This window comes from Oceanococcus sp. HetDA_MAG_MS8 (assembly GCA_019192445.1).
GTDB lineage: Bacteria > Pseudomonadota > Gammaproteobacteria > Nevskiales > Oceanococcaceae > MS8.
This window is the reverse complement of the sequence record JAHCMK010000006.1, coordinates 79,105-103,867: the sequence shown is the minus strand read 5'-3', so window position 1 is coordinate 103,867 and position 24,763 is coordinate 79,105. Positions and strand designations below refer to the sequence as shown.

General features: G+C 59.7%; 26 protein-coding genes. 8 read left to right on the top strand and 18 right to left on the bottom strand.

Annotated elements, in window-relative coordinates; genetic code table 11:
* Position 1: 1 nt before the first annotated feature.
* Positions 2-1,750 (top strand): sulfate permease, encoded by a 1,749-nt coding sequence (gene sulP, locus KI787_11785; protein MBV6630634.1) that lies wholly within the window; start codon positions 2-4, stop codon positions 1,748-1,750.
* Positions 1,751-1,809: 59 nt separating this feature from the next.
* Here sulP and KI787_11780 read toward each other — a convergent pair whose 3' ends face one another.
* From KI787_11780 to KI787_11760, 5 genes are all read right to left on the bottom strand, one after another.
* The gene (locus KI787_11780) at positions 1,810-2,667 is read right to left on the bottom strand and encodes a sugar ABC transporter permease (protein MBV6630633.1); all 858 of its coding nucleotides are present in this window, start codon (positions 2,665-2,667) and stop codon (positions 1,810-1,812) included.
* Positions 2,661-3,740, bottom strand: coding sequence for an ABC transporter ATP-binding protein (locus KI787_11775; GenBank protein ID MBV6630632.1), 1,080 nt, complete (start codon positions 3,738-3,740; stop codon positions 2,661-2,663). Before KI787_11775 ends, KI787_11780 begins: the two co-directional genes overlap by 7 nt.
* Positions 3,737-5,065, bottom strand: a complete 1,329-nt coding sequence (locus KI787_11770) for a sugar ABC transporter substrate-binding protein (GenBank protein ID MBV6630631.1) — start codon at positions 5,063-5,065, stop codon at positions 3,737-3,739. Before KI787_11770 ends, KI787_11775 begins: the two co-directional genes overlap by 4 nt.
* Positions 5,062-5,892, bottom strand: a complete 831-nt coding sequence (locus KI787_11765) for a carbohydrate ABC transporter permease (GenBank protein MBV6630630.1) — start codon at positions 5,890-5,892, stop codon at positions 5,062-5,064. The genes KI787_11770 and KI787_11765 overlap by 4 nt, the downstream gene beginning before the upstream one ends.
* 105 nt (positions 5,893-5,997) lie before the next feature.
* A complete protein-coding gene (locus KI787_11760) occupies positions 5,998-7,242 on the bottom strand; it encodes an NAD(P)/FAD-dependent oxidoreductase (GenBank protein MBV6630629.1) in 1,245 nt (414 codons plus the stop codon).
* Positions 7,243-7,475: 233 nt separating this feature from the next.
* Between KI787_11760 and KI787_11755 the strand changes: the two genes are divergently transcribed.
* Positions 7,476-8,072, top strand: coding sequence for a DUF3365 domain-containing protein (locus tag KI787_11755; GenBank protein ID MBV6630628.1), 597 nt, complete (start codon positions 7,476-7,478; stop codon positions 8,070-8,072).
* A gap of 49 nt (positions 8,073-8,121) precedes the next feature.
* Here KI787_11755 and KI787_11750 read toward each other — a convergent pair whose 3' ends face one another.
* Positions 8,122-8,757, bottom strand: a complete 636-nt coding sequence (locus tag KI787_11750) for a peroxiredoxin (protein ID MBV6630627.1) — start codon at positions 8,755-8,757, stop codon at positions 8,122-8,124.
* A gap of 78 nt (positions 8,758-8,835) precedes the next feature.
* On the opposite strand from KI787_11750, the gene KI787_11745 reads away from it, so the two are divergent.
* From KI787_11745 to KI787_11730, 4 genes are all read left to right on the top strand, one after another.
* Positions 8,836-9,219 (top strand): rhodanese-like domain-containing protein, encoded by a 384-nt coding sequence (locus KI787_11745; GenBank protein ID MBV6630626.1) that lies wholly within the window; start codon positions 8,836-8,838, stop codon positions 9,217-9,219.
* A gap of 180 nt (positions 9,220-9,399) precedes the next feature.
* On the top strand, positions 9,400-10,926 hold the full coding sequence (locus KI787_11740) for an outer membrane protein transport protein (GenBank protein MBV6630625.1): 1,527 nt from the start codon (positions 9,400-9,402) through the stop codon (positions 10,924-10,926).
* A 307-nt stretch (positions 10,927-11,233) separates the two neighbouring features.
* Positions 11,234-11,956: a hypothetical protein gene (locus KI787_11735; protein ID MBV6630624.1), complete on the top strand. Its 723-nt coding sequence runs from the start codon at positions 11,234-11,236 to the stop codon at positions 11,954-11,956.
* Between the two features lie 67 nt (positions 11,957-12,023).
* Positions 12,024-12,608, top strand: a complete 585-nt coding sequence (locus tag KI787_11730) for a diguanylate cyclase (protein ID MBV6630623.1) — start codon at positions 12,024-12,026, stop codon at positions 12,606-12,608.
* A gap of 708 nt (positions 12,609-13,316) precedes the next feature.
* On the opposite strand, the gene KI787_11725 is transcribed toward KI787_11730, so the two are convergent.
* The 4 genes from KI787_11725 to KI787_11710 form a co-directional block, all read right to left on the bottom strand.
* On the bottom strand, positions 13,317-13,757 hold the full coding sequence (locus tag KI787_11725) for a YeeE/YedE family protein (GenBank protein MBV6630622.1): 441 nt from the start codon (positions 13,755-13,757) through the stop codon (positions 13,317-13,319).
* 1 nt (position 13,758) lies between these two features.
* On the bottom strand, positions 13,759-14,196 hold the full coding sequence (locus KI787_11720) for a YeeE/YedE family protein (GenBank protein ID MBV6630621.1): 438 nt from the start codon (positions 14,194-14,196) through the stop codon (positions 13,759-13,761).
* Entirely contained in the window at positions 14,184-14,495 is a 312-nt protein-coding gene (locus KI787_11715; GenBank protein ID MBV6630620.1) for a winged helix-turn-helix transcriptional regulator, read from the bottom strand. The genes KI787_11720 and KI787_11715 overlap by 13 nt, the downstream gene beginning before the upstream one ends.
* A 164-nt stretch (positions 14,496-14,659) precedes the next feature.
* Positions 14,660-15,598, bottom strand: coding sequence for a ThuA domain-containing protein (locus KI787_11710; GenBank protein ID MBV6630619.1), 939 nt, complete (start codon positions 15,596-15,598; stop codon positions 14,660-14,662).
* Here KI787_11710 and KI787_11705 point away from each other — a divergent pair.
* Positions 15,590-15,751, top strand: coding sequence for a hypothetical protein (locus tag KI787_11705; protein MBV6630618.1), 162 nt, complete (start codon positions 15,590-15,592; stop codon positions 15,749-15,751). The two genes, KI787_11710 and KI787_11705, sit on opposite strands and share 9 nt — an antisense overlap.
* A 12-nt stretch (positions 15,752-15,763) precedes the next feature.
* On the opposite strand, the gene KI787_11700 is transcribed toward KI787_11705, so the two are convergent.
* The 3 genes from KI787_11700 to KI787_11690 form a co-directional block, all read right to left on the bottom strand.
* Positions 15,764-15,949, bottom strand: a complete 186-nt coding sequence (locus tag KI787_11700; GenBank protein MBV6630617.1) for a hypothetical protein — start codon at positions 15,947-15,949, stop codon at positions 15,764-15,766.
* 94 nt (positions 15,950-16,043) lie between these two features.
* Entirely contained in the window at positions 16,044-17,366 is a 1,323-nt protein-coding gene (locus KI787_11695; GenBank protein ID MBV6630616.1) for an MFS transporter, read from the bottom strand.
* Complete coding sequence (locus KI787_11690; GenBank protein MBV6630615.1) at positions 17,363-18,115, bottom strand: helix-turn-helix transcriptional regulator; 753 nt, start codon at positions 18,113-18,115, stop codon at positions 17,363-17,365. Before KI787_11690 ends, KI787_11695 begins: the two co-directional genes overlap by 4 nt.
* An 83-nt stretch (positions 18,116-18,198) precedes the next feature.
* Between KI787_11690 and KI787_11685 the strand changes: the two genes are divergently transcribed.
* Positions 18,199-18,660: a hypothetical protein gene (locus tag KI787_11685; GenBank protein MBV6630614.1), complete on the top strand. Its 462-nt coding sequence runs from the start codon at positions 18,199-18,201 to the stop codon at positions 18,658-18,660.
* A 186-nt stretch (positions 18,661-18,846) separates the two neighbouring features.
* Here KI787_11685 and KI787_11680 read toward each other — a convergent pair whose 3' ends face one another.
* The 5 genes from KI787_11680 to KI787_11660 all read right to left on the bottom strand — a co-directional run bounded on the left by KI787_11680 (position 18,847) and on the right by KI787_11660 (position 24,723).
* Positions 18,847-19,920: a DUF4340 domain-containing protein gene (locus KI787_11680; GenBank protein MBV6630613.1), complete on the bottom strand. Its 1,074-nt coding sequence runs from the start codon at positions 19,918-19,920 to the stop codon at positions 18,847-18,849.
* Positions 19,920-21,764, bottom strand: coding sequence for a Gldg family protein (locus tag KI787_11675; protein ID MBV6630612.1), 1,845 nt, complete (start codon positions 21,762-21,764; stop codon positions 19,920-19,922). The genes KI787_11680 and KI787_11675 overlap by 1 nt, the downstream gene beginning before the upstream one ends.
* Before the next feature lie 10 nt (positions 21,765-21,774).
* Positions 21,775-22,509 (bottom strand): ABC transporter permease subunit, encoded by a 735-nt coding sequence (locus KI787_11670; GenBank protein MBV6630611.1) that lies wholly within the window; start codon positions 22,507-22,509, stop codon positions 21,775-21,777.
* Positions 22,506-23,228 carry an ATP-binding cassette domain-containing protein gene (locus tag KI787_11665; GenBank protein ID MBV6630610.1) on the bottom strand — a complete coding sequence of 241 codons (723 nt, stop codon included), beginning with the start codon at positions 23,226-23,228 and terminating at the stop codon, positions 22,506-22,508. Before KI787_11665 ends, KI787_11670 begins: the two co-directional genes overlap by 4 nt.
* A gap of 145 nt (positions 23,229-23,373) precedes the next feature.
* The gene (locus KI787_11660; GenBank protein MBV6630609.1) at positions 23,374-24,723 is read right to left on the bottom strand and encodes a DegQ family serine endoprotease; all 1,350 of its coding nucleotides are present in this window, start codon (positions 24,721-24,723) and stop codon (positions 23,374-23,376) included.
* Positions 24,724-24,763 lie beyond the last annotated feature (40 nt).

The following is a 24,763-nucleotide window of genomic DNA, read 5'->3' as shown; positions in this document are numbered from 1 at the left end:
TATGCCGTTGCCGCTCCTGGAGTCACTCAAAGCCGCCGATGCTGGGTCTCGGCGCGATGATGTGGTTGCCGGCGTCATCACGGCCATCTTGCTGGTGCCTCAGGCCATGGCCTATGCACATCTGGCGGGACTACCTGCCCAGGCTGGGCTCGTCGCCAGCATTGTGCCGCCAGTCATCTACGCCGTGTTTGGAAGCAGCCGCAGCCTGGCGGTGGGGCCGGTGGCGGTTGCCGCTCTGATGGTGGCGCATGCGCTCGCCGACTTCGCCGCTGATGACCGTGCGCTATGGAGCGTAGGCGCCATGATTCTGGCCGCAGAAGCGGGTGCGGTACTGCTGCTGATGCGGTTGTTTCGCCTGGGGTCTTTGGTGCACTTTGTTTCCCATCCGGTGCTGTACGGGTTTACCAGCGGGGCGGCTCTGTTGATCATCGTCAGCCAGTTGCCGCTGCTATTGGGCTTGTCGATCCCCCGCGCGGAAGCCGGTCACACCTTGGTGGCGATCAGCCAGCAATGGCCTGGAAGCGACGGTCTGACCCTTGGCCTCGCGCTTGTCAGCATCGTGATACTGCTGTTGTCACGGCGTCCACTACAGATGCTGCTTGTACGTTTGGGTGTGCCCGCCGGCCCAGCAGGATTGGCTTCCAAGGCAATGCCGCTGAGCGTGGTCCTCGGCGCCCTGCTGCTGGTCGGCCTGCTGCCGCCGGAGCAGCGACAAGGCCTGCAGCTCGTCGGGGAGATCGGTCGCGGTATTCCGCTACCCGACTGGGCCGCACTGTGGAGTTCGGGCTGGATTGAACTCGCTCCCTCAGCGGCGTTGATCGCCTTGGTGGGCTACGTGGAAAGCATTGCTGTAGCCCGCGTACTGGGGCATCGTCGCCGGCAAAAGGTCGATGCCGACCAGGAGCTCACCGCGCTGGGGCTGGCCAATATCGGCGCCGCGGTCGTCGGTACTATGCCCGTCGCTGGCGGCTTTTCCCGTTCGGTGGTGAATTTCGAGGCTGGCGCGCGGACCCAGGTGGCCGCATTGATCACCTCGGCCTTGGTCGCCATGGTTGCCGTTTTCTTCACGCAGGTCTTTGAAACGCTTCCGAAGGCCGTGCTGGCCGCCATTATCGTGGTGGCTGTTGCCCAGCTGGTGGACTGGAAGTCGGCCCGCGCGGTGTTTGCCTACGACCGGGGTGACGGTGCGACATTGGTCGTCACGATGCTGGGTGTGCTGATCTTTGGAATTGATGCGGGCCTGGTTCTGGGCGTGTTATTGGCCATCGCGTTGTACCTGCGCAAAACCAGCGTGCCGCATATTGCGATCATGGGGCGGGTGCCAGGCACCGAGCACTTTCGCAATGTGAACCGGCATCAGGTGGAATGCACGCCGGGCTTGCTCATCGCCCGCGTGGATGAAAATCTCTACTTCGCCAACATCGCCATGGTCGAAGATTTTGTTGAGCAGGCCTTGCAGGCGCGAGCGGTCCAAGAGCCGCCGGTGCGTGCCTTGCTGCTGGTCATGAGTGCCGTCAGTGCCATTGACGCCAGTGCCGAAGAGGCTCTTCTGCACTGGGAGGAGTCGCTGGCGGAGCGGGGCGTTGAGCTGCACTTCGCCGAGGTCAAGGGCCCGGTCTGGGATCAAGTTGCTCCCTCACCATTGGGTCAAAGAATGGCAGGACGCGTGCACCTATCCACGCATACGGCAGTACAGAGCCTAGCGCCTCATTGTGCAGCAGAGGGTGCGCCGGAGCTGAGCAAGTCTTAAGGCTTCTCGCATGCCGTCAGCGCAGCAAGTTGGGCGCACAGGGATGGTTGCATGTTTGTCTAGTGTTGGCGCCAGCGCCACAGCAACCAGCCCTGGAGTGCCAGCGCGGCAATAACCAGAAGAACCATAGGTAAGGCGATGGCCGCCGCGTAACCGAAACGCAGGTATTCGAAGGCGTTTTGGTAGCCGTAATAGGGCAAGTACAAGGTGGCGTGCAGGGGGCCGGTTTTTGTCACAATCAAGGCAGGAACGAGGGTCCATTGCAGGCTCAGGCTGAGGTCACGAAGGCTGAGTAAAGCGATGATCGGCCGCAACTGCGGCCAGGTGATGTGACGAAATGCAAACCAGGTCGAGGCGCCCTCAACCGCTGCTGTTTGATAATAGTGCGCGGGGATCATGCGACGGACGGCGCGCAGCACCAATACCATCTCACCAACGATGAGGCTGATCACCAGCACAATCGCCGTGCGTGCACCATGGGGGCTGAGTATCCAGTCTGCTCCCTGCGGATGAAAGGCCTCTAGCAGGCTGGCGGCTGGGCCGGCATAGGGGTTGAGCAACCATAGCCAAGCGATAGACCAGACCAAGGTCGGCAGCACCAATGGCGCCAAGCTCAAACCTAGACCGATATGACTGAGCCGGCTTGAGCCAGCGAGTAATAGGCTGAGCAGCAGCGATAACCCCAGGCGTAAGGGCAGAGCCATCATGAGTAGTAGGGCCGAGTTGCGCAGTGCTTGGAGAAATAGAGGGTCGTGCAGTAGCGCACGAAAGTGCTCCAAACCCACGTACTGGGCGGGCTGTAGAGCGTCGACCCTGAACAGGCTCAGGCCGATGGTGGCCAGCAAAGGCAAACCGGTGAGTAGCAATGTGCCCAGCAGCACCGGTAGCGCCAGCAGTATGAGGCCGCGGCTCAGCACAGGGTGTGGCCGGTGTGTGCATCGAACCAGCACAGCTTGCTGCGAGGAATGTGCAAGTGCACGGGCTGCCGCGGAGAAAATTGGGTGTGCGCTGCGGCGCTGACCGTGATTTGCTGATCAGCAAGCTGTAATTGCAGCCATTGGCGGTCGCCCAGGTGATCACGGCGTAGCAACATGGCCGTGGCCCGAATCATGTGGGAGTCGCCGCCGGCCTCTGGCGGGTCTGCAGGTGTTACCCGGGCATCTTCTGGGCGCACAGCGGCCAAGGATCCGGCCGGGATCGCCGCAGGTGGAGTAATGGGGGCATCCCCAAGCCAAGCCTGCTCTTTCTCCCAATGCAGCGGAAGCTGCTGCATGGGGGGCTGGCCCAAAAAGCGAGCGGCTGCCAAAGAGCTGGGCCGGTGATAAAGCTCTTGTGGAGGCCCCCATTGCAGCAGCTGGCCTTGATCGAGTAAGCCTAGCTGGTCGGCCATGGTCATGGCCTCGACCTGGTCATGCGTGACATAAAGGGTGGTCCATCCTTGCTCACGGTGCAGCTCGGCAATCTCCTGTCGCATCCGGGCTCTTAAGGGGGCGTCCAAGCTGGATAGAGGTTCGTCCATGAGCACCAAGCGGGCCTGGCGCAGCATCGCTCGGCCGAGGGCAACGCGTTGTTGCTCGCCTCCGGATAAGCCCTTAGGCCGACGTTGCAGGCAGTGCAAAAGGCCTAATCGCTCGGCAACAGCCTGGGCCTGCCGTATGGCCTCGGTGCGAGCGCAGCCACGAGCGCGCAACCCGAAACTCAGGTTGTCGAGCACGCTCAGGTGAGGGAATAGCGCATGATCCTGGAACACCATCGCGAGCTGGCGCTGGGCCGGATCGAGCTGACTGACCTCGGAGTCGTCAATCCAAATACTGCCGCCATGTCCCTTTTGCAGCCCAGCGATGCAACGCAGCAAGGACGATTTGCCGCTGCCCGAGGGGCCGATCAGCACGCCGAAGGCCCCGCGCTGCAGCTCCAGGTTGAGCGGCTGCAAAATGGACTGATCACCGAGCTGCAGGCTGAGATCACAGATGCGTAGGCCGTCACTCACGGTTGCGTGTCCCTCAACAGATGTTGGGCGGCTTCTTGAATCATCCCGGCCACTCGCACTCCATCGACCAAGCCATAGTTGGCCTCACCCGCCATTCGTCCGGCAGGCTCAAACATCCACTCTTCGAGGATGGGGTTGATGCGCGTCTCAATTTCGTACCACGTGGGGGTGTTGGGTGTGCGTCGCAAGCTAGGGATGGCGTCCAAGAAAACCTGTGCTGACTGCGGGGCCTGTCGCGGATCTAAAAAGGCGACGCTTTGTGCGACGCTTTTGCGCACAGGAACGATGCGTCCGGTGCGTGCCAATATGGCCTGGCCCTGCTCGCCAGTGGCAAAGGCAATGAGATCGCGGGCTAAGTCCCGTTGCTGACTTTGCCGGGACAGACAATAGGCATCGGAGTGGAGTACCGAGGCCGCCTCCAAGTATCTGGGCATGGGGGCGATATCCCAGTCCAGGCCGCGGGCGGCTCGCAGTCTTGGGGTGAACACGCGGCTTTGCAAAATCATGGCTGCCCCGCCGCGCATGAAGCGCGACTCCGGATCCTCGCCACGCCGCTCCCTTAAGCTGGGCATCACGCCGACCTCATTTTTGAGGCGCTTCAAGAACATGAGTCCCAGCGCTCCACCACGACCCGCCAACATGAATCGTGATGGGCTGTCGGTGTTGTCGACAATGCGTCCTTTAGCCTGCCAAATGAAGGGGGCGAGGCGGACGATGGAGGGATCTAAGTCCAGGCCGTACACATCGATAGCTCCATCTCCATCGAGATCTCTGGTGAGGGCCTTGGCGGCATCGTGGAAATCGGTCCAGGTCCAATCTGGCTGGGGTGGAGCTACGCCTGCAGCGGCAAATTGCTCTCGGTTCCAGTAGACCACCAGCGATGAGACATTTTGCGGCATGCACAGAAGCACCCCATTGCGTGTAAATGCCTCCAATGGCGGTGCATAGAACTGGTCTGGCTGATGGCTGGGGAGATCGCCCAGTAGTGGGCCTACAGGTTCAAGCAAGTCATGGCTGAGGAACTGGCCCCAGCGCCGAAAATTAATCAAAAACACATCCGGCGCATTCCCCGCGGCGTGGGCGGTGACCACCCGCGTCACGTGCTCAGGATGGCGGCCAACCGGGACAAATTCCACCTCCACATCGGGCCGGGTGGCTTGGAAGGCATCGAGCATCTTCCGGTAGGCCTCGGCTTCGGCGGGGTCGGCAACCGCTTGAAGCCGGATGGTGGGGCGCTCGGGAGTGGTGGATTGATCGCAGCCAACCAAGGAGCCCAGAGCAATGAGGCTAAATGCCACCAGTGTGCTGAAGTGTGTTCGCCTCATGGTTGGTCCTCCAAAGCGTGATCAAGAATGACCGGTAGTGCGGCGATGAGCAAAAGTACCGGAAGCGCCACTAGCAAGGCGCTGGCCATCAGCACCGGCCAGTAGCTGGCGCCAAGCAGGCTGAGGCTATGTATGAGGGTCGGCGCGGTCTGTTCCTCTTGGGATTGCAGGTAGAGCAAGGTATGGGCAAAGTTGGCCCAAGACATGGCCGCCGCCAATATTCCAGCTGCCCAGGTGGCTGGGCGCACCTGCGGCCAAGCCAGCAGTACAAAGATCCGCCACCAAGGCAAGCCTTCCAAACGAGCCGCGAGCAGGGGTGACAAGCGCAGGCGCGCGAAAGCCACCGCAAACAGCAGCACCAGCAGAGGGCTGCCTCCGGCAATGGCCGGAATCCACAGAGGCCACCAGCTATCGGCTATACCAAGCCACTGATAAGCCAAAAAGCGTGGCAGCCACGTGGTTGCATCCGGTACAGAAGCGGCCAGCACCAGCAGGCCGTAACTGCTCCAACGCCATGCTGGGGAGAAAAATCGCAAGGCAAAGCCACAGGCTGCTGCGAGAGGAACGGCAACCACCACGAAGCCCAGACTAATCAGAAAAGAGTTCCATAGGCCGCTGGCTAAAGGGATGGTGCTAAAGGCTGCTTGTAGGCTAGCCAGGCTGGGCGGCCATGGCCAAAGATCGCCAGGCGCAGGAACGTCTCCGGGGCTGTGCAGGGCCCCAAGCACAATGGCCACCAAGGGTGCAGCGAGCACCGTGCAGATGAGTGTGATGAGTGCGCCTCGGCTCCATTGGGCCAAGCGGCGGCGCATGAGTAAGTCGCGCATCCACCTATGTTCGCCGCAAATGCATCCCGGCGTCAGTCTTAGTCAGTTTCAGGGCCGTGGAGGCTTCAGTAGGGGCTGGGCTCGCGGCTGCTGACCAAGCGGGCTCTACGGAGTGATGGCGGGTACCGTGGCGGGGAAAGCTCGCGCGTGATGCCAGTCGGGTCCGGGGCGACCCTTAAGCATGAAATGCCAGTACAGCCGAGGCAGAAAGGATTCCTTGAGCCACCAGTAGGAGCGGCGCGGGATGCGCGGATCCAAGGGAAAACTGGGCATCACCACACCGTCGTAACCAAATTCCGCGAGGATGATCTTGCCGCGGGAGGTGGTGAGAGGACAGGAGGCGTAGCCGTCGTAGTGAGCATCCGGGTTGCATCCAGCCAACACCTTCAGAACATTACTCGTCACGACTGGGGCTTGGTTGCGCACGGCCGCAGCCGTCTTGCTGTTGGGTGTGGTGGTGCAATCACCCAGGCCGAAGATGTTGGCAAATTGGGTGTGCTGCAGGCTGTGTTTATCCACGCTCATCCACCCCGACTCGGCTGCCAATGGGCTTGTCTTGATGACTTCTGGGGCGGATTGCGGCGGGGTAACATGGAGCATCTCGAAGCTGCGACGGACGTCGTGCGGGGCATCACCGCCCTGCCGAAACAGGGCCTCCCGGCGTTCGCCATCAACGCTGATCAGCTCTTCACCAAACCGCGGTGCGATGTTGTAACTGGCAACCACCTTATCCAGCGCTTCGGCGTAAAACGGCACCCCGAACATGGCGCCGCCCGGCGTGTGGAAGCTGATCGGGGGTGTTTTGCCGGCCGTCTTCCAGGCATCGGCGGCCAGGTACATGATTTTCTGCGGCGCACCTGCGCACTTGATTGGCATCACCGGTTGGGTGAACAGCGCCGGCCCATCCCGATGATTCTGAATGCACTCCCAGGTGTAGGGGGCCATGTCATAGCGATAGTTGCTGCAGACGCCGTTGCGGCCTAGCGTTTCGTTCAAACCCTCGACTTTGTCCCAATCGATCTGGATGCCCATGGCCACAATGAGGATGTCGTAGTCGAGCCGCCGGCCGTCATCCAATTCGACCTGCTGCTGCTCCGGTGCGAAGCCCATGGCTTTTTGCTGAACCCACTCGGCTCCGTCGGGGATGACCTGGCTCATGAGATGCCGAGTATTTTCGGCCGCGTAACAGCCTCCGCCAACCAGGGTCCAGGCAGGTTGGTAGTAGTGAAAATCGCTGGGTTCCACAATCGTCAGCTTCAGGTTGGGCCGTTTGCGCAACAGCATTGAGGCTGTGGTCAGCCCGCCGGAACCGCCGCCGATCACCACAACGCGCGGGGAGGAAGTCTTCATGTCGTGTCTCCTGACCGCAGCGGGTCATCTTGTCCAGTGTGGGCGAGCGCGGTTTGCTGCTCGCTCTACTTCAGCTATGGTATGCGTCTTGTGGAATAACGATATTCACTAATAGTATTATATCGTTGTGTACAGGGTGCGGGTTTCGCGCATCGTGTTGTCGCGGCCGCGAAGTAGACCTATCGAGAACAGTCGCGCCGAGGTCCTTGAAACATCTGAAGGTGACAACGACCATGCTCAACATCGCCAGCAACTTAATTCGCCGCAGTGGATTCCTACTGGTTATTGGCCTTGTACTCCTTGCAACGGCTGCTCAGGCTGCAGGAGATGACCCTGCAATGCTGGTGCAAAAAATGCGCGGTGAACTGGCGCCGGCCATGATGTCGGCTATGCAGGCCGGTGGGCCGGAGTCCGCTGTGGGTGTCTGCAAGGATGTGGCGCCGGCGGTGGCGGCGCGGTTGTCACGCGAGAGCGGCTGGCAGGTGCGCAGGGTGAGCTTGCAGCCGCGCAACCCCTTGCTGGGAACGCCGGATGCTTGGGAGCAGGAGCAGCTGTTGGCCTGGCAGAAGGCGCGTGCAGAGAATCCCAAGCTACCGCCACAGAGTCTGCAGACGACCACGACGGAGCCTGCGGGTGTGATGCAGCGCTATCTGCAGGAGATTCCGCTGGCGCCGCATTGCACGGCGTGTCATGGCGGCAGCGCCGACATCGCGCCGGCGACCCGGGAGCGTTTGGCCCTAGAGTATCCCCATGACCTCGCTACGGGTTACGCCGTTGGCGATCAGCGCGGCGCGTTTGCCTTCAAGCGCTTGCGGGCCGAAGGCGAATAAAGAGCAGGCCGTCGAGCACAACCGCAGCTGCACCCGACGGCCCATCCGGTCAGGAGTCGGGTACCTCCGTCATCCGCAGGTAGGGCCGTATTTCATCCCATCCCTGCGGAAACAGATCTTTGGCCTGTTCGTTGGCAATGCTCGGCGGAATGATCACCTTGGCCCCTGGGGACCAGTCGGCCGGCGTGGCCACCTTGTGGGCATCACCTAGTTGCAGGGCGTCGATCACCCGCAGAATTTCGCTGAAGTTACGGCCTACGCTCATGGGGTAGGTCATGGTCAGGCGAATTTTCTTGGCCGGGTCGATGATGAAGACCGAACGCACTGTGGCGGTATCCGATTCACCGGGGTGGATCATGTCGTACATGGCGGCAATAGCCTTATTCTTGTCCGCCACAATGGGAAAGCGCAGTGTGGTGTTTTGGGTGGCATTGACGTCTTCAATCCAGCGCAGGTGCTCATCCACCGTGTCGGTGGACAGTCCTAAGGGCTTTACCTTGCGTGCATTGAACTCGCCGTCCAGCTGGGCGGTGCGGCCCATCTCGGTGGTGCAAACCGGGGTAAAGTCGGCGGGGTGGCTAAAAAAGAATACCCAGGAGTCGCCAGCCCACTCGTGGAAGTCGATAGGGCCAGTGGTGGTCTCGATTTGGAAGTTTGGGGCGGTGTCGCCGAGGCGTAAACTCATGTGGGACTCGCTCATAAAAGCCAGCCCTGAGGTTAAACCTCCGTCGGCGCTGGCGCCACAGACAAGGAAAGGAATAACTTGATCAAGTCCATCGTGTTTCGCCATGGCTTATGCCTGTGTCTGACTCTGACTTGGCTCGCTGCTTGCTCGCAGCCAGCGGACGCTCGCTTACATTTGGAGTCGCTGCGTAGCGCCCAGATTTTGCTGCAGCAGCCAGACCTCACAGTCGTGGACGTGCGCACCCAGGAAGAGTGGGAAGAGGGCCATCTCCCCAACGCCACCTGGGTGCCGCCCCGAGAATGGGCCACCATTGCTTCGCGCGTGCCGGCCGATAAGCCTTTGTTGTTGGTTTGCCGTTCCGGAGGCCGCGCTCAAAAGGTGGCGCAGACCCTCATAGAACAGGGACACCCGGAAGTGCACGTACTAGTGGACGCGGGCGTCCCGGAATTACTCAAGCTCTGAGCCGGTGTGCACTAGGGCTATTCGCAGCGATTCGTCGGCAGCACGCTGTTATAGCTTTTGGTTATAGGGAGCTCATAATTTAAGTCACGTGCTTGCATAAGACCATGTTGTGCCCGATCATTTGCTGCTACGGCGCACAGGACACGCGCCCCTCCCCCAACGAGATCAGGTGAGACGCAGGTGAGTCATTTTTCTGCACGGATAGCTTTGGCCGCTCTAGGCTGGCTGGTGAGCACGGCCGTTACGGCCACCAATGGCTACTTTCCCCATGGCTTCAGTCTGAGCCAGAAGGCCCTCGGCGGTGCTGGTACGGCATTGGTTGAGGATGCCCTCATCGTCAGTATTAACCCGGCTGGCATGGTCTGGGCCGGAAACAGTACCGAAGCAGGCTTGAGCCTGTTCCAACCCATCCGCGACCACCGCGCCACGGAGCGCGGCGAGAATGCAGAGTCGGGCATTGTCAAAATTAGCCCCGGACAAATCCGTAGTGGTAACGAGCTGTTTCCCATTCCCGCATTCAGCTACAACCGTCTGTGGGGTGAGCGCTATAGCTGGGGTATTTCCGCTTACGGCAAAGGCGGAATGAATACCGAGTACTCGGGAGGTTCAGCTATTTTCGGCGAGAATCTGCCAGGTTTTGAAGCGCAGTGCGACGGTACCTTTGGCGGTGGTGATCCGCAAGGAGCCGACAACGCGGGCTTCTGCGGAAACTCGCGTGCTTTGTCTGGCGTGGACTTGGCCATTATGTTCATCGCTCCCTCCATGTCCATGCGCATTGGTGAGCATAGTTCTATCGGGGTCGCACCCTTGCTGGCTCTCAGCCGTTTTGCCGCTCAGGGCTTGGGCGCGTTTGCAGCCTTCTCTAATCAGCCGGATAAAGTCAGCGACAACGGTCATGAGCTGAGTTATGGCGGGGGCTACCGCATTGGTTTTCTCACCGGCGCCGGGAAGGCTGTGAGCCTGGGGGCGTCCTATCAGTCACGGGTCTGGATGCAAGCCTTTGACGACTACGCAGGTTTGTTTGCTGAGCAAGGCGACTTTGATATTCCCGAAACCTGGAACGCAGGCGTGGCCTTGCACCTGTTTGAAAACTGGGACCTGGTCTACGACTACCAATATATGGACTACAACCAGGTTCGCTCCGTGGGGAATCCGCTGGACCCCAACCGCTTTGTCAACGAATGTGCCATCCCACGGCTGTTCGCTTCGGTGGCGCCAGGCTTAGGCTCCACAGAGCCCAGCGGGGCTTGCTTAGGTGCAGCGACTGGGCCTGGTTTTGGCTGGCAAGAAATGGAAGTGCACAAAGTAGGCGTGCAATATCGCTGGGGACCGCACCGCCTGCGTGCCGGCTACAGTGTGGCTGACAGCCAGCCCATCCCCTCCAGCGAGGTCTTGTTCAACATACTGGCTCCAGGGGTGATCGAAGAGCATTTCACGGCTGGAATCAGCTGGCGCTGGCGCCCCGGCTTCTACATTGAAGCGGCGGCCATGTACGCTCCGCAAAACCCTGTGCGCGGCAAAAACCCCTTGTCGAACACCGACGTGGGGGTCTTGGGCTTGGCCGGAGAAGGACTGGGCCTGGATCTCATCACCGACCTGCTTGGCCAGGACACCTCAGAAGCCTTCGGAACAGACGCCGATGATCAGGACATCATCCTCAACATGCGCCAGTACGAACTGACCATCGGTGTGGCTTGGCGTTACTGAGTTCGCAGATCATCGCTCTGCAGGCTGGGGCCTAGCCCACCAAGTTACCGTGTACTAATTTGTGCTGATCTGTTTCATTTCAGGTTGCCCCTGAGTTGGGCTAGCGGCTCGATGGTGACTCGCGTCGTCATCATTGTCAGCGCAGGAGCTGCAGTTCGCTTGTTGCTGTGGCGCATGGGCGTGCTTTCGTGGCTTGCCCTGTGCATTGCCAGCTGTGCTCTTCCTGGGTAATGTCGGGGTCAAGCGCAAAGCTCGACAAATCTGAGGGCTTCGCTTGGCAGGCTGGCTTGAGTGGAGACGGCACAGCATGGACATGGGTTTGCGACTCACTGTGATAAAGCCCTTGCACTGGAGGCTTATGGGCTTGTGCTGGCTTTTGGGAGCGATGTTCTGCCACCCAATCGCCTGGGCGGATGATGCTCAGCCCGCCGTGGAGTCAGATCTGCCCGCACCCAGCTTCTCGGAGGTTTTGCGGCCTCCAGGTACTCCAGGGCCAGACTTGGGACTGCGTATTGAAGGCGATAACCCCAACCCCAGCGTCGGTGACTCAAAATTGGGGACCTTGGTAGTTGGGCAAGATAGCTCTGAGCGGGTGCTTTATGAAGACGATCACCATCGGGTGGTGGGTAGTCCCTCACAACCCATGGTGCGCATGATGTACCGCGTAAACCCCAATGCCGATGCTTGGTACTTTGATGGGAACGTTGTGCGTGGCCATGTCAAACAAGGCAGTAACTTTGGCTGGTCCGTGGCCGTGAACAAACCGTACATGGCCATTATGGATTGGAGCGCCGAGCCTAGCGTTGCCGCCCTCATCATTTATGAGAAAACACCGAATAGCTTGCGCGGCTGGAAAAAGCGCTTTGAGGTTTTAGCCCAGGACCCTCAGCAAGCCGACTGTATGGGCGGGTTAGACGCCGAAACATGGCTGCAAACTTGGCAGCAAGATCGCGGAGCGAGTTGTGGCGTCACCACGGTTGAGGGCACTCATGCCACGCGCCGATCGGTGGGCGCATTAGGAGGCAATTAACGCGGCTTGATACTTCGTTTATCTGCAGTTTGCTTAGCTAAAGGCCTGGCTAGCGAGGAGACCGCAGATGCACAACGTCAATCAGCTGAATCGCCTACGCCGCGCCGCTGACCCCGTGCCGGAATTGGCCGGCTTCGATGCTGAATCGGGCTTAGCTGTGCGCGAGCTGCTCATGGAGCGCGTGGAACAACAATGGGAGAAGTGCGCACGGACCAAACAACCTTTGGGCGCATTGCTCCTAGCTCTGGATGGTGTCGACCGGGACAATCTCGACAAGCAGCACACGGAGGTCCTGTGCGCAGACGTACGCGAGGCAGGTCAGGTGGTGTCTCGCTGGTGCCGACGTCGGGCTGACTTCGCGGGGCGTATGCGCAAACAAGAGATTGGGGTCATGCTGGCCGAGTCCAAGTTAGAGGGCATGCGCGGCGTGGCTGAGCAAATCATTCGAAACATTCATGCGCTGCAACTACCCCATCCCATCGACTCTCAGGCCACACTCACGGTCTCTGTCGGTGGCGCGGTTGTTATACCTGACAAAAACCACATGGCCAGCTCGTTGTGGGTGTTTGCCGACAGGGCGCTTGCTGATGCGCGTGCGATGCATGGTAATTGCGCCGTGTTCTACGGCGACGATGTCCCCGTCCCGCACTGAAAAGATCTAGCTTAGTCCGCAGCTACGGTGCAAAAAGTGACGGCTGCAGATTGGTTGTTCCACAGATGGTCACCGATGAGCACAGATGGTTGAACGCATAGATCGTGGTCAGGCCCTGAGGGTGTTGAGTCTGGCCAGAGGGGAGGCCGACTACCAATCAATTGCTTTTATCTGAGCCATCTGTGGAAAAAGCAATAGCCGCAGATGTTCCGCAGATTTTTTGAATACACAGGCGGCTCAGGATCTTCGTAGGTGTTGGCGAGACTGAGGCTCAAGCTGAGCAAGGGCTGGACGTCACTGCTGTGATGGCCGAGTCCCTGACAAATCTGTGCTTATCTGTGTCATCTGTGGAAAAGTCAGTGGCCGCAGATTGGCGCAGGTGTGTCGCGAATTCCTTGTTTCCACAGATGGACAGGATGGGGAGAGTCTTATTGGCTTGGTTTTCTGCTTTGTGGATTCAGCGGCTTGGCGACACCGCGGACGTGAATCAAACTGAAGGCATCCGAACCGTCTGTTGAAAACAGTCAGTGGCCGCCGAACGGCTAATTCTTGATCGGTACAGTGAGGAAAACGGGCTTTGGGGTGGTTGAGGCTGCAGCCGCGATTGGGTGTTTAGGTGACTGAGAGACTCTTCAGGCAATCTGCGCCAATCTGCGGCCAATAACCGCCAAACAAACACAGCTAGTTTTGGTGTCGCTGGCCCATCGTTTAGGGGTTGCTTTGGGCGCGTAGGGCCGGTTCGCGGGTTTGCAGCCAGCCGGTCAAGATGTAACCGGCCAGCATGGCAACGACAAAGCCAATAATGCGCGGCTCCCCCGTCACGAGTCCGGCCAGTGCAGGGCCAGGGCAGAGTCCGGCTAGGCCCCAGCCGAGCCCGAAGATGGCCGCTCCTGCAAGTAACGGGCGATCGATATCGGACTTGGTTGGTAAGTGGAACTGGCCCGAAAAAAGAGGCCGTTGACGTTTGAGCACCAGCCTGAAGCCGGGCAGGGTGACGGCAATAGCGCCGCCCATCACCAACATCAGAGATGGATCCCAGGCACCCAAAATGTCTAGGAAGCTCAGCACTTTGGCCGGGTCCATCATGTTCGATACAGCCAAGCCTAAGCCGAATAGGAAGCCAGCGAATAAGGCAGTGAGGAGCGGCATCTTAGACTCCTAATCCATGGCGCATGACGGCAACGACGCCGATAGCCACGGCCATGAATACGCCGGTTGCGACTAAGGAGCGCGGCGATAGCCGACCGATGCCGCATACACCATGACCAGAGGTGCAGCCTGAGCCCAGGCGCGTACCTACGCCCACCAGTAAGCCAGCACCAAGCATCAGTCCCCAGCCCGCATCAATGTGAATGTGAATCGCGTCGGCGGGGGCGAATAAGAGGTAGCTGGCCGCCCCGCCAAGTAGTCCGAGTACAAAGGCTAAGCGCCAGCTACGGTCGCCTGCAGGAGCTTGCAGTAGATTGCCCGCAATGCCACTGATACCAGCAATCCGGCCTAAGGCACCCAGCATCAGGAGGGCGCTGCTCCCGATGAGCAATCCGCCGATCAATGCGGGTATAGGCGTGAATTCGGTCACGGTGTACATGGACTGTCTCCGTCTAATGGCGGTTGGCAATAATGCGCATGCAGTATTTGCAGTATGTCGGCAGCGGGGCCAGGACATACGCGGTAATAAATCGTTTGTGCTTCACGCCGCGTGCATACCAGTCCGTCCTTGCGCAGCACAGCCAAATGCTGGGAGAGCGCTGACTGTGCCACGGGGACTTCAGCGTTAATCTGGCTGACCGAGCGCTCACCTTGATTGAGCACACACAGCACCAGCAAGCGGCTGGGGTTGGCGAGGGCGCGGAGCAAACGTGTGGCCTCGCCAGCGTGATGCACCATGTCATCAAAGCTGGGTGTTGCGCTAGCCGCAGAGCTTGTAGGCACACTTGTCATTTTTCTAAATTAGATAAATCTAATGAAAATGTCCAGCGCGTGCTTCATGTGGTCACACCCGGTATCGGCAGTACGCCCTGCGTATGGGTGCGGAGGAGTGCGGCTAAGGCTTAGTTCAGTGGGGGTAGAACTAGCTCGTAACAGGCGCGCAGCTCGGGCGGGCGGTACTCCGGTAGGCCTGCAGGAGCTGGCAGTGGCGTGCAGTTGGCTGGAATGCGTTTTCCAGCAGTGAGAATGCCGCGCAACACATGTTGGCGGAACTCACTGTCGACATACATGTGGGCCCCATGCCCTAGAGCCGTATACCAAGCTCGCCCGCCTAAATTGTCATGGCACCAGCTCATGGGATGATCTCCCATGTAGGCATCAAAGCCCTGGGGAAAGGTGGGACCGCTAGGGTCGCAACTGGTGTTGGGGTTGAGAAACAAATTATCGGACTCATCCAAGCGCATCAGCACCCGGACCTTCGACCGTGGGTTGCTGCTGAAGCTATAAAACTCTTCTAGAAGCAAAGGCCAGCGGCTATCCCCTAGGAAGTCCAGGGTAGGATGACTAGGGTCCTCCAAAATCAATGTGCCTGGCTGCTGGAGTACTGGGTGCGCCATGAAACGCGCGCCTATAAGCTCGCTGTAGAAGGGCCAGTCCTGCTCAGTATCGGCTGCTGCATGAACGCCTACAAAGCCACCACCGTTACGAATAAATGTTTCAAAGGCTTGGCGTTGGGCGCGTGTATCCAAGACTTGGCCGGTGGTGTTCACAAAGGCCACCACATCGACCTCAGCCAAGTTGGCGCTTGTAAAGCCTGTTGGATCCTCGCTGAAATTCACCTCAAAGCCAGCGTTATCGGCCAGGCTTTGAATGGCCGGAATCGCCGCAAAAATACTTGGGTGCCGGAAACCCGTTGTGCGGGTGTACACCAACACTTTGAGCGGAGAGCTGCTTTCAATGGTGTTGGGTGGATCTTCGGGCAGTACTGGGTCACCGCCGCAAGCCACGGTCATAATGCCGGCAGTAGCTAGAGCAATGATTCGGCGAGATGGGTGAGTCATACGGCGCATCCTTGCGCAACGGCCCGCGAACATGGGCTGATTACCTTAGGTCAAACCCTCACGGTCGGCAAAGGCCAGCATGGGCACGGCATTCAACAAGCAGGCGACCCCGACGCCAGCCGCACACTCAGAGCGGAGTGGATGCGCAAGTAGACCGGCAGCGGCTTAAGCTTGCTTGAACAGTGCAGGTTCAAAGCGCGGTGCCAGATCAATCTGCTGGCTCTCTGTGTCTATGTCGCAAATATGTGCCAACAATTCCTGTTGTAGCTGCGCTAACTCAGTGCTGGCTGGTTGGTCCATTGACGATGGTGGCTGCACCGGATGTGTTTGCGGGCCCGTAGCCTGAGTCATCTTTCCTCCACTGCGCCAAAAAAATGACGCCCTGTCCCCAATCGCCAGACTATACCCAGGCTATGGGCTGCCGCCAATCGTGCAGCGCAGCAAATCAGCGACTGGCTTGCTCACGCGCCTTGTCCACCTCCGGGAGGCGATAGGCGCTCAGCGCAGCGCCTAAGGCCATGAGTCCAAAAAGGCCGATAACACCAGAGGCTCCTAACCAAGGTGTTAGGGCTCCAACACTGCTGGTCAAGAGCAGTAATACGCCGATTAAGGTGTTGCTAACAGCTGTGTAGCTGGCACGTTTGGACTCTGGGGCAATGTCGACTAAGTAGGTGCTACGCGCCACCCGAACACCTTGATGAGCCAGCGCGATGATGAAATACAGCGCGCTCAGCAGCCAGCCCTGCATAGGCCCCTGTGCGATAAACGGGTAGAGCAGCCAGGTTGCTATGCCGAGTAGGCCCGCGAGTAAGCCCGTGGTCATCATCACTTGGCGGCTGGATTTATCAGACCAGCGCCCCCAGGCAGGCCCAGCCAGTAAACCCGCCAAGCCACCTGCGGCCACCATGCCGCCCAATGTGGCCAGGTCCTGGCCAGACTCGCTGGCCAAAGCGGCATAAAAGGGAAAGGCCAAGGCCGTGCTCAGGAGTAAGGTGCGTGTCCAGCAAAATTGCGCAAATACCTTGTCAGTGCGCAGCAGGCTCAAGCTGCTGAAAGCCTCCGCGATGGCGTTGGCTCCGCCAGATGTCGCCCCTGGGTATTCCTGCAGTCGGCTGTAGCTGGTGGCCGCCAGCAGCCAAAGCACCCCTGCACACATCAACAGTAGCGGCACCTGCTGAGCGGGCGAGGACTGTGCCACTTGCAGCCAGATGCCGGCGGCGATAGCACCCAGGCCGCCAGCTGAGCTGGCCCACCCGCTGAGCTGGCCGCGTTTACCGCGGTCCACCGTTTTGCCCAAAACATCTTTATAAGCCACCGAGCACAAGCCACGCGCGAGTGCGAAGAGCACCAGCAAACCCACGATAGCCAAGCCGGCTGGGTGGCCGCTGAATGTCAGGCTCACACCGACCATGCCGAGCAAGGCCAGGCCTTGGAGCAGGCTGCCAAGCACCCACACCCACTTGCGGAGCTTCAGCCGGCGTATCCACGCGGCGACCAACAGCTGGGGCAGCAGCGCGCCGGCTTCACGGATGGGCACCAGCAGCGCTAGTAGGTATTCCGGTGCACCTACGCTGAGCAGTAGCCAGGCCAGAACCAGGCGTGCACTCGCGAGTTCATCGCCGGTTTTTGTGGCCGCGAGGCTGAGCAAGGTAAGGCCAAAGTTCCGCGGCTGGTCCCGACATTGGTCCTTAGATATGTCCTGACAGGCCCGCGCATCTTCATCACCAGTGGCTAAGGCAAAAGCCCGTGTTTCCAATTTCTTGTTCATGGTGTTATGGCCCGACATGTCGATCTTGGGCTGGCCTGGGTGGCCCATTCCACGGGTTGTAGTAGATGTACAAAGAAGGCGCCGTGCTCCGCGTCGGTTGCGCCCAGCTGAGTATTCCAACTTTTGAAGCTCCAGCGCCCCGTGGATGTGCAATAGCTTTCGACTCCAGGCTGCTGGGGTTCGGAGCGTGATTCGGGAATGTGCACCTCTAGTTGCGCGAACAGGTGTCTGAGGCTGGGTGCGTAATCCGCCTGGGCCAACGCCTGCCATTTGGTCGCAGACCAGACCTGCGCTGGTTCCTTCAGCCAGGGCAGCAGGCCGCCGGGGCTGAAACTGATGGCGTAGAGATTGTGGCCCGGCCAGTCAATGCTTAAGCCTGCCTGCTCTGTGATGCGCTCCAGGGCTTCATTGACGGCATGAATATGCCCGAGGCGATCACAGATTAAGGCCGGCCAGCGGTGCGCCCGCGCCAAGGCCTGAAAGTCATGATTGGATGCGGTCTGCGCGGCCGCTGGGTCCGGTCGTGCACTGGTGCAGCGAAGTAGAGCTTGAAACTCAAAAGGCTGTAGATCAAGGGCCGTCGCTAGCCTCTGCAAGCTAGCTAAGCGTGGCTGTGCCCGCCCACTCTCAAAAAAGCTGATCTGTCTTTGTTGCAGGCCGCTGTCGAGGGCCAGTTGATGTTGGGAAAGCTGCTGACGTTGCCGAAGCAAACGCAGCACCACACCCAGTTCCGCATGGTCAGTCTGCATGTATTTGATTCCTTATGCGGAATTGAGCGGGACAGATTCAACCCGCAGTGTAGTGCGCTCTGTCACATTCGAGGAGCACAACGATGACTGAAGCCGTAGAGGTCCTGCAACAATTTTGGACGCAATTTGAAGCCGCCTACAGTAAGGACCAATGGGCGCAACTAGAAGCCATTTATGCCCCAGAGGCTGAGTACCGCGTTTACGGATTGCCGACCCCCACTGTGCTTGTAGGGCCCACCCAAATTTGCCAAGGCCTGCAACGTTCGGTCACGAATTTCGACCGTCATTTTGATCAACGGCAGCATCGAATTGTGGCCACCTTACCGATGTTCGATCAGGTTGTTCACTACTTTACCCGCGTGGAATATCGCAAGGCGGGCTTGCCGGATTTAAACACCATTACCCGTTCTGAGCTCATGGTCGAAGGCGGCAAGATCGTCAGGAACGTTAATTACTGGGACCCGGCGTTTATTGAGACCCAGCAGGCCTTGGCATGGTTTGCGGAGTATGGGCCGCAGCTGGGTTTGGACCCCAGTTATTGCTAGGCCCGGCGGCGAGCCGGAGCCAGGGAAAACAAAAAGACCCGGCGGGGAGCCGGGGCCAGGAAAAACAAAAAGACCCGGCGGGGAGCCGGGGCCAGAGAAACAAAAAGGCCCGGCGGGGAGCCGGGGCCAGAGAAACAAAAAGGCCCGGCGGGGAGCCGGGCCTTGGGGGGGAGGTCTGCCGCCTGTTCAGGCGTCAGGGTCCTCAGCTGGTGGGTCACGGAGCAGTTTGTCGTATTCGAGCAGTAAGCCACCGCCGGGGTAGCTGGAAATTTCGAACACGCGGCCTGCAGCGCGGCCATTAATTGTCTGCACTATGGCCTGCAGGTCTGAAGGGGATTCAGCAGATGCTCCATCACTCGCGGGCTGCGCGGGTGGCATCGGCTCTCCCTCCTTGGCTTGTAGGCGCATGTAGTGCGCACCGTCATCTTGACGTATTTCGACTTCGACATGCAAGCCATCTTGGCGGACAAAATTTAGACGGCGCCATTCGGCTTGTTCGTCATCCGCCTGCGCAGCACGCACATCCAGCAAGCGAAGATTGCTCAGGGCAGACAGTAGTCGGTTGCTATTCGCCGTATTCACACTGCGCCCCTGTGCAGGTGCTGGGCTGAGCTCAAAGTCCGTGCTGTCTGCATCTTGGAGTGTGAGTGCGAACACTTGTTCGCCATTTTCCTCCACGCTGACGCTAGCCAGTTCCGCTCTTTTAATATCGACCAAAGTCTTATCCAGCCAGTCTTCGGCTGTACGCGGAGGGCGGATGTTTTGACCAATCAGCCAGGTCTGGTTTTCGCCGGTCTTGCGCACATATTGTCCACCCTGACCACTGCTGCCAATCAACACACCCAGCACGGGCTCGGCATCGGCACGTGCAATTACTTCGATGGTGGTGTCGCTGGCTTGGGCGACGTCCAGCAGCTTCAAGCGGCTGTGCCACTCGGGGTTGGCGGTCTTGGCTTCTACCACTTCGGCTGTGGCCAGATTACGCAGCAGTTCGCGCAGTTTGGAGACATCGATGGGGTAGGAAGTCTTGGCCGGTAACACCCAGCGATCGTCCCCGGCGTGTTCCAGCACAAAGGGCTCTTCGCCAGCGGCGTGAATCTCCACGGCGGTGACCTCAGCCAAGCGGCTTTCCAGCTCGGGAGCAAACAGCCCCAGATCTTCCGGGGCATAGCTTTGCTGGTCACGTTGGGCAGCAAACCAGGCCAGGCCAGACAAGGCCACGGCCAGCACCGCCAGAATGCGTAGTTGCTTGCTTGCCATCAGATGCGTACCTCCTTGGCTTGGCGGCGCCGGCTGATGATCAGGCTGATGATGATCAGCAGCAGCGGAACACCGGCGATGTTGATGAACTTCAGCCAGCCCTCCAGGGCTTCGACGTCCTTATTCAAGTTGTAGCGCACAGCGCGTAGCTCTTTGCGGACGGCCAGTTTGGCCTCGAGGAAGCGATCCAGCTCCGCCTGCTGCTCCGGCGACAGGGTGAGGATGTTGCCTTCCTGCTCCTGGCTTTGCAGTTCGGTGAGCTTACGCTCGGTCTCTCGCAGTTCTTGCTGCAGGCGCTCCTCCTGGGCGCGGAACTTGCGATCGGCTTCGCGCTTCATCTGTTCCACCAGCGTGAAGGGGCGGCTGTAGCCGGCGCGGCTCTTGATAGAGATCACGTCCGCACTACCCAGCAGGTTGTCCACGGCATTCACCAGTAGATCACCGTTGCCGGCAAAAGGCGAGGCGATGCGTTGGCCTAGGAAGTTACTCACCTGCACCCAGAACTGGTCGGCCAGCAGGTCGGTATCGGCAACGACCACGACCTGAATATCCCCTTCGCTGAGGTGCTCAGTACCAGTGGCCGCAGCAGCCGGGGCCTCCTCGCCATAAGCGCTTTGTGCCGGGCCCGAAACGCGTGCCGCCAGCATGTAACGCTCACCGGTGGGGGTGAAGCCACTGGCCAGGCTGGTGGGGTCCATACCGGGCTGGATCTTGAAGCTGGGAATGGGTGCAGCGTTCTCGGTGGACTCGATCAGCGGAGTCACCGTAGTGCTGGCATCTTCCTGCACGGTGAAGTAGCCGGCCAGGCCCATGTTCAGGCTATCCACATCCTGGGTGATGATGTCTTCGCGGTTCAGCTCCGCCGGGGTGTAACCCAGCATGCCCAGGTGATAGGTGGGCTGGCCATTGGGACCATTCACCTGCAGGGCTGCCCCGCCGTCGCCGACGATGTCATTGGACAGGCTCAGCCCCCAGCTAGCCAACAAAGGTTCCAGGTCCGAGTTGGGGCCGGGGCCCTGGCTGCTGGGGTCCATGCTCATGGGGCCAGCCATTTGCGAGAAGGGGTCTACAAAGGCGAGCAGGCGCCCGCCACCCAAAACGAACTGGTCTAGCGCGTAGAGGGTGTTGTCGGGCAGCTTCACCGGGTGCACCAGCATCACCAGGTCCACGTCTTCGGGTACCACATCCAGAGAGTCATCCAGCGTTTCCACACTGAAGAACTCTTGCAGTTGGCTCACGCTCATCCAGGGCTGCTGAGGTTGGCGCCGCATGGGGTCAAAACCACCATTGACCGGCAGGCTGCTCAGCAGGCCCAGCTTGGGCTTGGTGGGCGTGGACAGGCCGTACACCAGCTTGGCCACGTCGTACTCGAGTTGAGCCTGGCGATTGAGCTGGAAAAAGGGAATGGTTTCCACGTCTTCCACGGTGTTGGTGCCGGCCAAGCCGAAGTACAGCGTTTCGCCGCTGTCACCCAGGGGCACCGGCTGTACGCCCAGCGCCGTGGCCCGGTCTTCCTCTTCGGAGAAGGGTTCGGGGTTGATGATGTTGAGCTTGATCTTGCCGCCAGCGGCTAAGGTGAGCTCCTCAAGAAACTCCTTCACCTGGGTGGCCCAGGTTTGCAACTGGGGCAGGCCGGTGGCGGCATCGCGGGAGTAGAAGAAATAGAGGGTGATGGGCTCCTCAATTTTCTCCACCAGATTCCGCGTGCCGTCGGAGAGGGAGTAGATGTTGTTTTCGGTGAGGTCCAGCCGCACGCCCTTGAACAGCACCTGGCTGACAGCGATGACGGCGACCAGCACCACAAAGACCAGCCCCAGGCTGGAGCGTTGAAAGAATGTCTGCATGGTGATCTCCTCAGTCGGCTTTTTTGGCGTCGACAATCAGGGCGCAGGCATACAGCCAAGCACCGATGAAGGCGAGGAAGAAAACAAGGTCACGCAGGTCAATCACGCCTTTTTGCAGGGATTGAAAATGCGTGAGGAAGCTCATGGCGGCCAGGGCGTCGACGATGCCGCCCGGCAGCCAGGCCGAGAAGGCATCCAGCACCAGCGGGAAACCAGCCAGCGTGAACACAAAGCACAGCACCAAGGCCACGATGAAGGCAATCACCTGGCTTTTGGTAAAGGCCGAGACGCCCACACCCACGGCCAGATAAGCACCGGCCATGAGCAAGCTGCCCAGATAGGCGGCCACAATCACGCCGTTATCAGGGTCACCCAGCACATTCACAGTGATCCAGATGGGGAAGGTGCCGGCCAAGGCAATGGCCACAAAGGCCCAGGCCGCCAGAAACTTGCCGATCACTGCCTGCACCATGGTGATCGGCAGGGTCAGCAGCAGTTCGATGGTGCCGCTTTTACGTTCTTCAGCCCAGATGCGCATGGCAATGGCCGGCACCAAGAACAGGTACAGCCAGGGATGAAAGCCAAAGAAGGCTTGCAGATCAGCCTGGCCGCGCTCAAAGAAATTACCCAGGTAAAAGGTAAACACTCCGGCCAGCATCAGGTAGATCACGATGAAGACCACAGCCAGGGGGGTGGCAAAGTAAGCCGCCAGTTCGCGGCGGAAAATCACGCCAATGGGGTTCATGACAGGCCTCCGGCGGTGATGTCGCGGAAGAAATCATCCAGCCGCCCGGATTCGGCCTTGGCGGCCAGAGCAGCAGGGGTGTCGTCAGCCAGAATGCGGCCCTTGGCGATAATCATCGCCCGGGTGCAGATGGCCTCCACCTCTTCCAGGATGTGGGTGGAAATGATGATGATCTTGTCCTTGGCCATGCCGTTGATGAGACGGCGGACCTCATGTTTTTGGTTGGGGTCCAGGCCATCGGTGGGCTCATCCAGAATCAGCACCTGCGGGTCGTGCAGGATGGCTTGAGCCAGCCCCACGCGGCGGCGGAAGCCCTTGGACAAGGTGTCGATCTTCTGGCCCAGTACACCTTCGAGGTGCACATCCGCCACCACCTGGCGCAGGCGTTCCGTTCGCTGGCTGCCACTGAGCTGGCGCAGGTCCGCAGCAAACTCCAGGAATTCCAGCACCCGCATATCGGCATAACCCGGTGCGCCCTCGGGCAGGTAGCCAAACTGGCGTTTGGCCTCCACCGGCTGGGTCTGGATATCAAAGCCGTTTACACTGGCGGAGCCCGCAGTGGGCGACAAGAAGCCGGTAATCATCTTCATGGTGGTGGACTTGCCGGCTCCGTTGGGGCCGAGAAAGCCCAGCACCTCACCCGGTTTGACCTGAAACGAGAGCTGGTCCACGGCACGCCGTGAGCCAAAGTCTTTGGTTAAGGCCTGTACATCAATCATGCTGGCCTCCCCATGGGTTGTTGCATGTTGTCGTCCTCAAAAAAACAAAGGTCCCGTGCCCCTAGCGCCTGGCCAAGAGCCCCAGTCATTGCTGTGTTGTTTTCGGCGCTGTTAACGCCTTTGGTGGTTCCCGATAGCGGCGCGGTTAACGCAGCATCAGGAAGAAGGCCTGCCGCCCACGGCGCACGTTCAGCAGGAGCTGGTCCCGCGCGGCCTGGGCCACGGCCTCGAATTCTTGAAGGTTGCGAACGGGACGCCGGTTGACCGAGCTGATCACATCGCCTGGTCGGAGTCCTGCACGCGCCGCTGGCGTACCCCGTTGAACACGGTTCACAACCACCCCTTGAACGCGACCGTATAAGGGATGCGTATTGTCCATTTCGCCAAGAGCCGCGCCGCCTAGTAGCTCCGATAAGCGGCTGGCATCCACCGGGGCAGCGTCGGGAATGGTGGCGGTGAGTTGGCGCACACGGCCCTCCCTAAACACCTCCATATCCAAACTCTGGCCCACGCGAATGAGGCCGATGGCATTGCGTAAATCAGCCGCAGAGTTGATGTCTCGGCCGTCGACGGCAGTCACGATATCTCCAGACTGCAGGCCGGCTTTGTCGGCCGCTGAGCCAGATTCCACCTGGGCGATCACAGCGCCTCGGCGGTCACCCGCCCCCAAGGCTTGGGCTAGTTCTGGATTGAGGTCCTGGACGCTGACTCCCAACCGGCCACGGCGCACCTCGCCGTAGGCGACGATTTGCTCCATCAGTGTGCGGGCCATGCGCGCAGGGATTGCAAAGCCGATGCCTACATTGCCACCGGAGGGGCCAACAATGGCGGTATTAATACCGATGAGGCGGCCGTCCATATCGACCAATGCACCACCTGAGTTGCCGGGGTTGATGGAGGCATCGGTTTGAATGAAGTCTTCGTAACCTTCAATGCCTAAGCCGGTTCGACCCAAGGCCGAAATGATGCCCGAGGTGACCGTTTGGCCTAGGCCAAAGGGGTTGCCAATGGCGACCACGAAATCGCCGACACGAAGGTTGTCTGAGTCGCCGAACTCCACCTCGGTGAGGTCTTGAGCCGGCACTCGCAGCACGGCGATATCGGTTTCCGCATCGGAGCCAACCAGTTCGGCTTCCAAAACACGTCCATCGTTCAGCGTGACCGAAATCTCAGTGGCTTTATCAATCACATGGTGGTTGGTGAGCAACAGGCCTTGTTTGGCATCGACGATGACCCCTGATCCCAGCGACTGAGACTCGCGCTGGCGGGGTTGGGGTAAGTCGAAAAAGAAGCGAAAGAACGGGTCTTGCAGCATGGGATTATCTTGCTGCGCCATTCGCGTGCGGGTGGCGATGTTCACCACTCCAGGCGTGACCTCTTCGAGCATGGGCGCAATGGTGCGCTGGCCGCCCAAGCTTGAAGGCCAGCGTGCCCAAGCCCAGCCGGCTGTCATGCTCAGGCTGAGCACTAAGGTAATAATGAGTGGTCTCTTCAAGCGCATGGAACTCTTTTTTTCGCTATGGACGGCATGAATG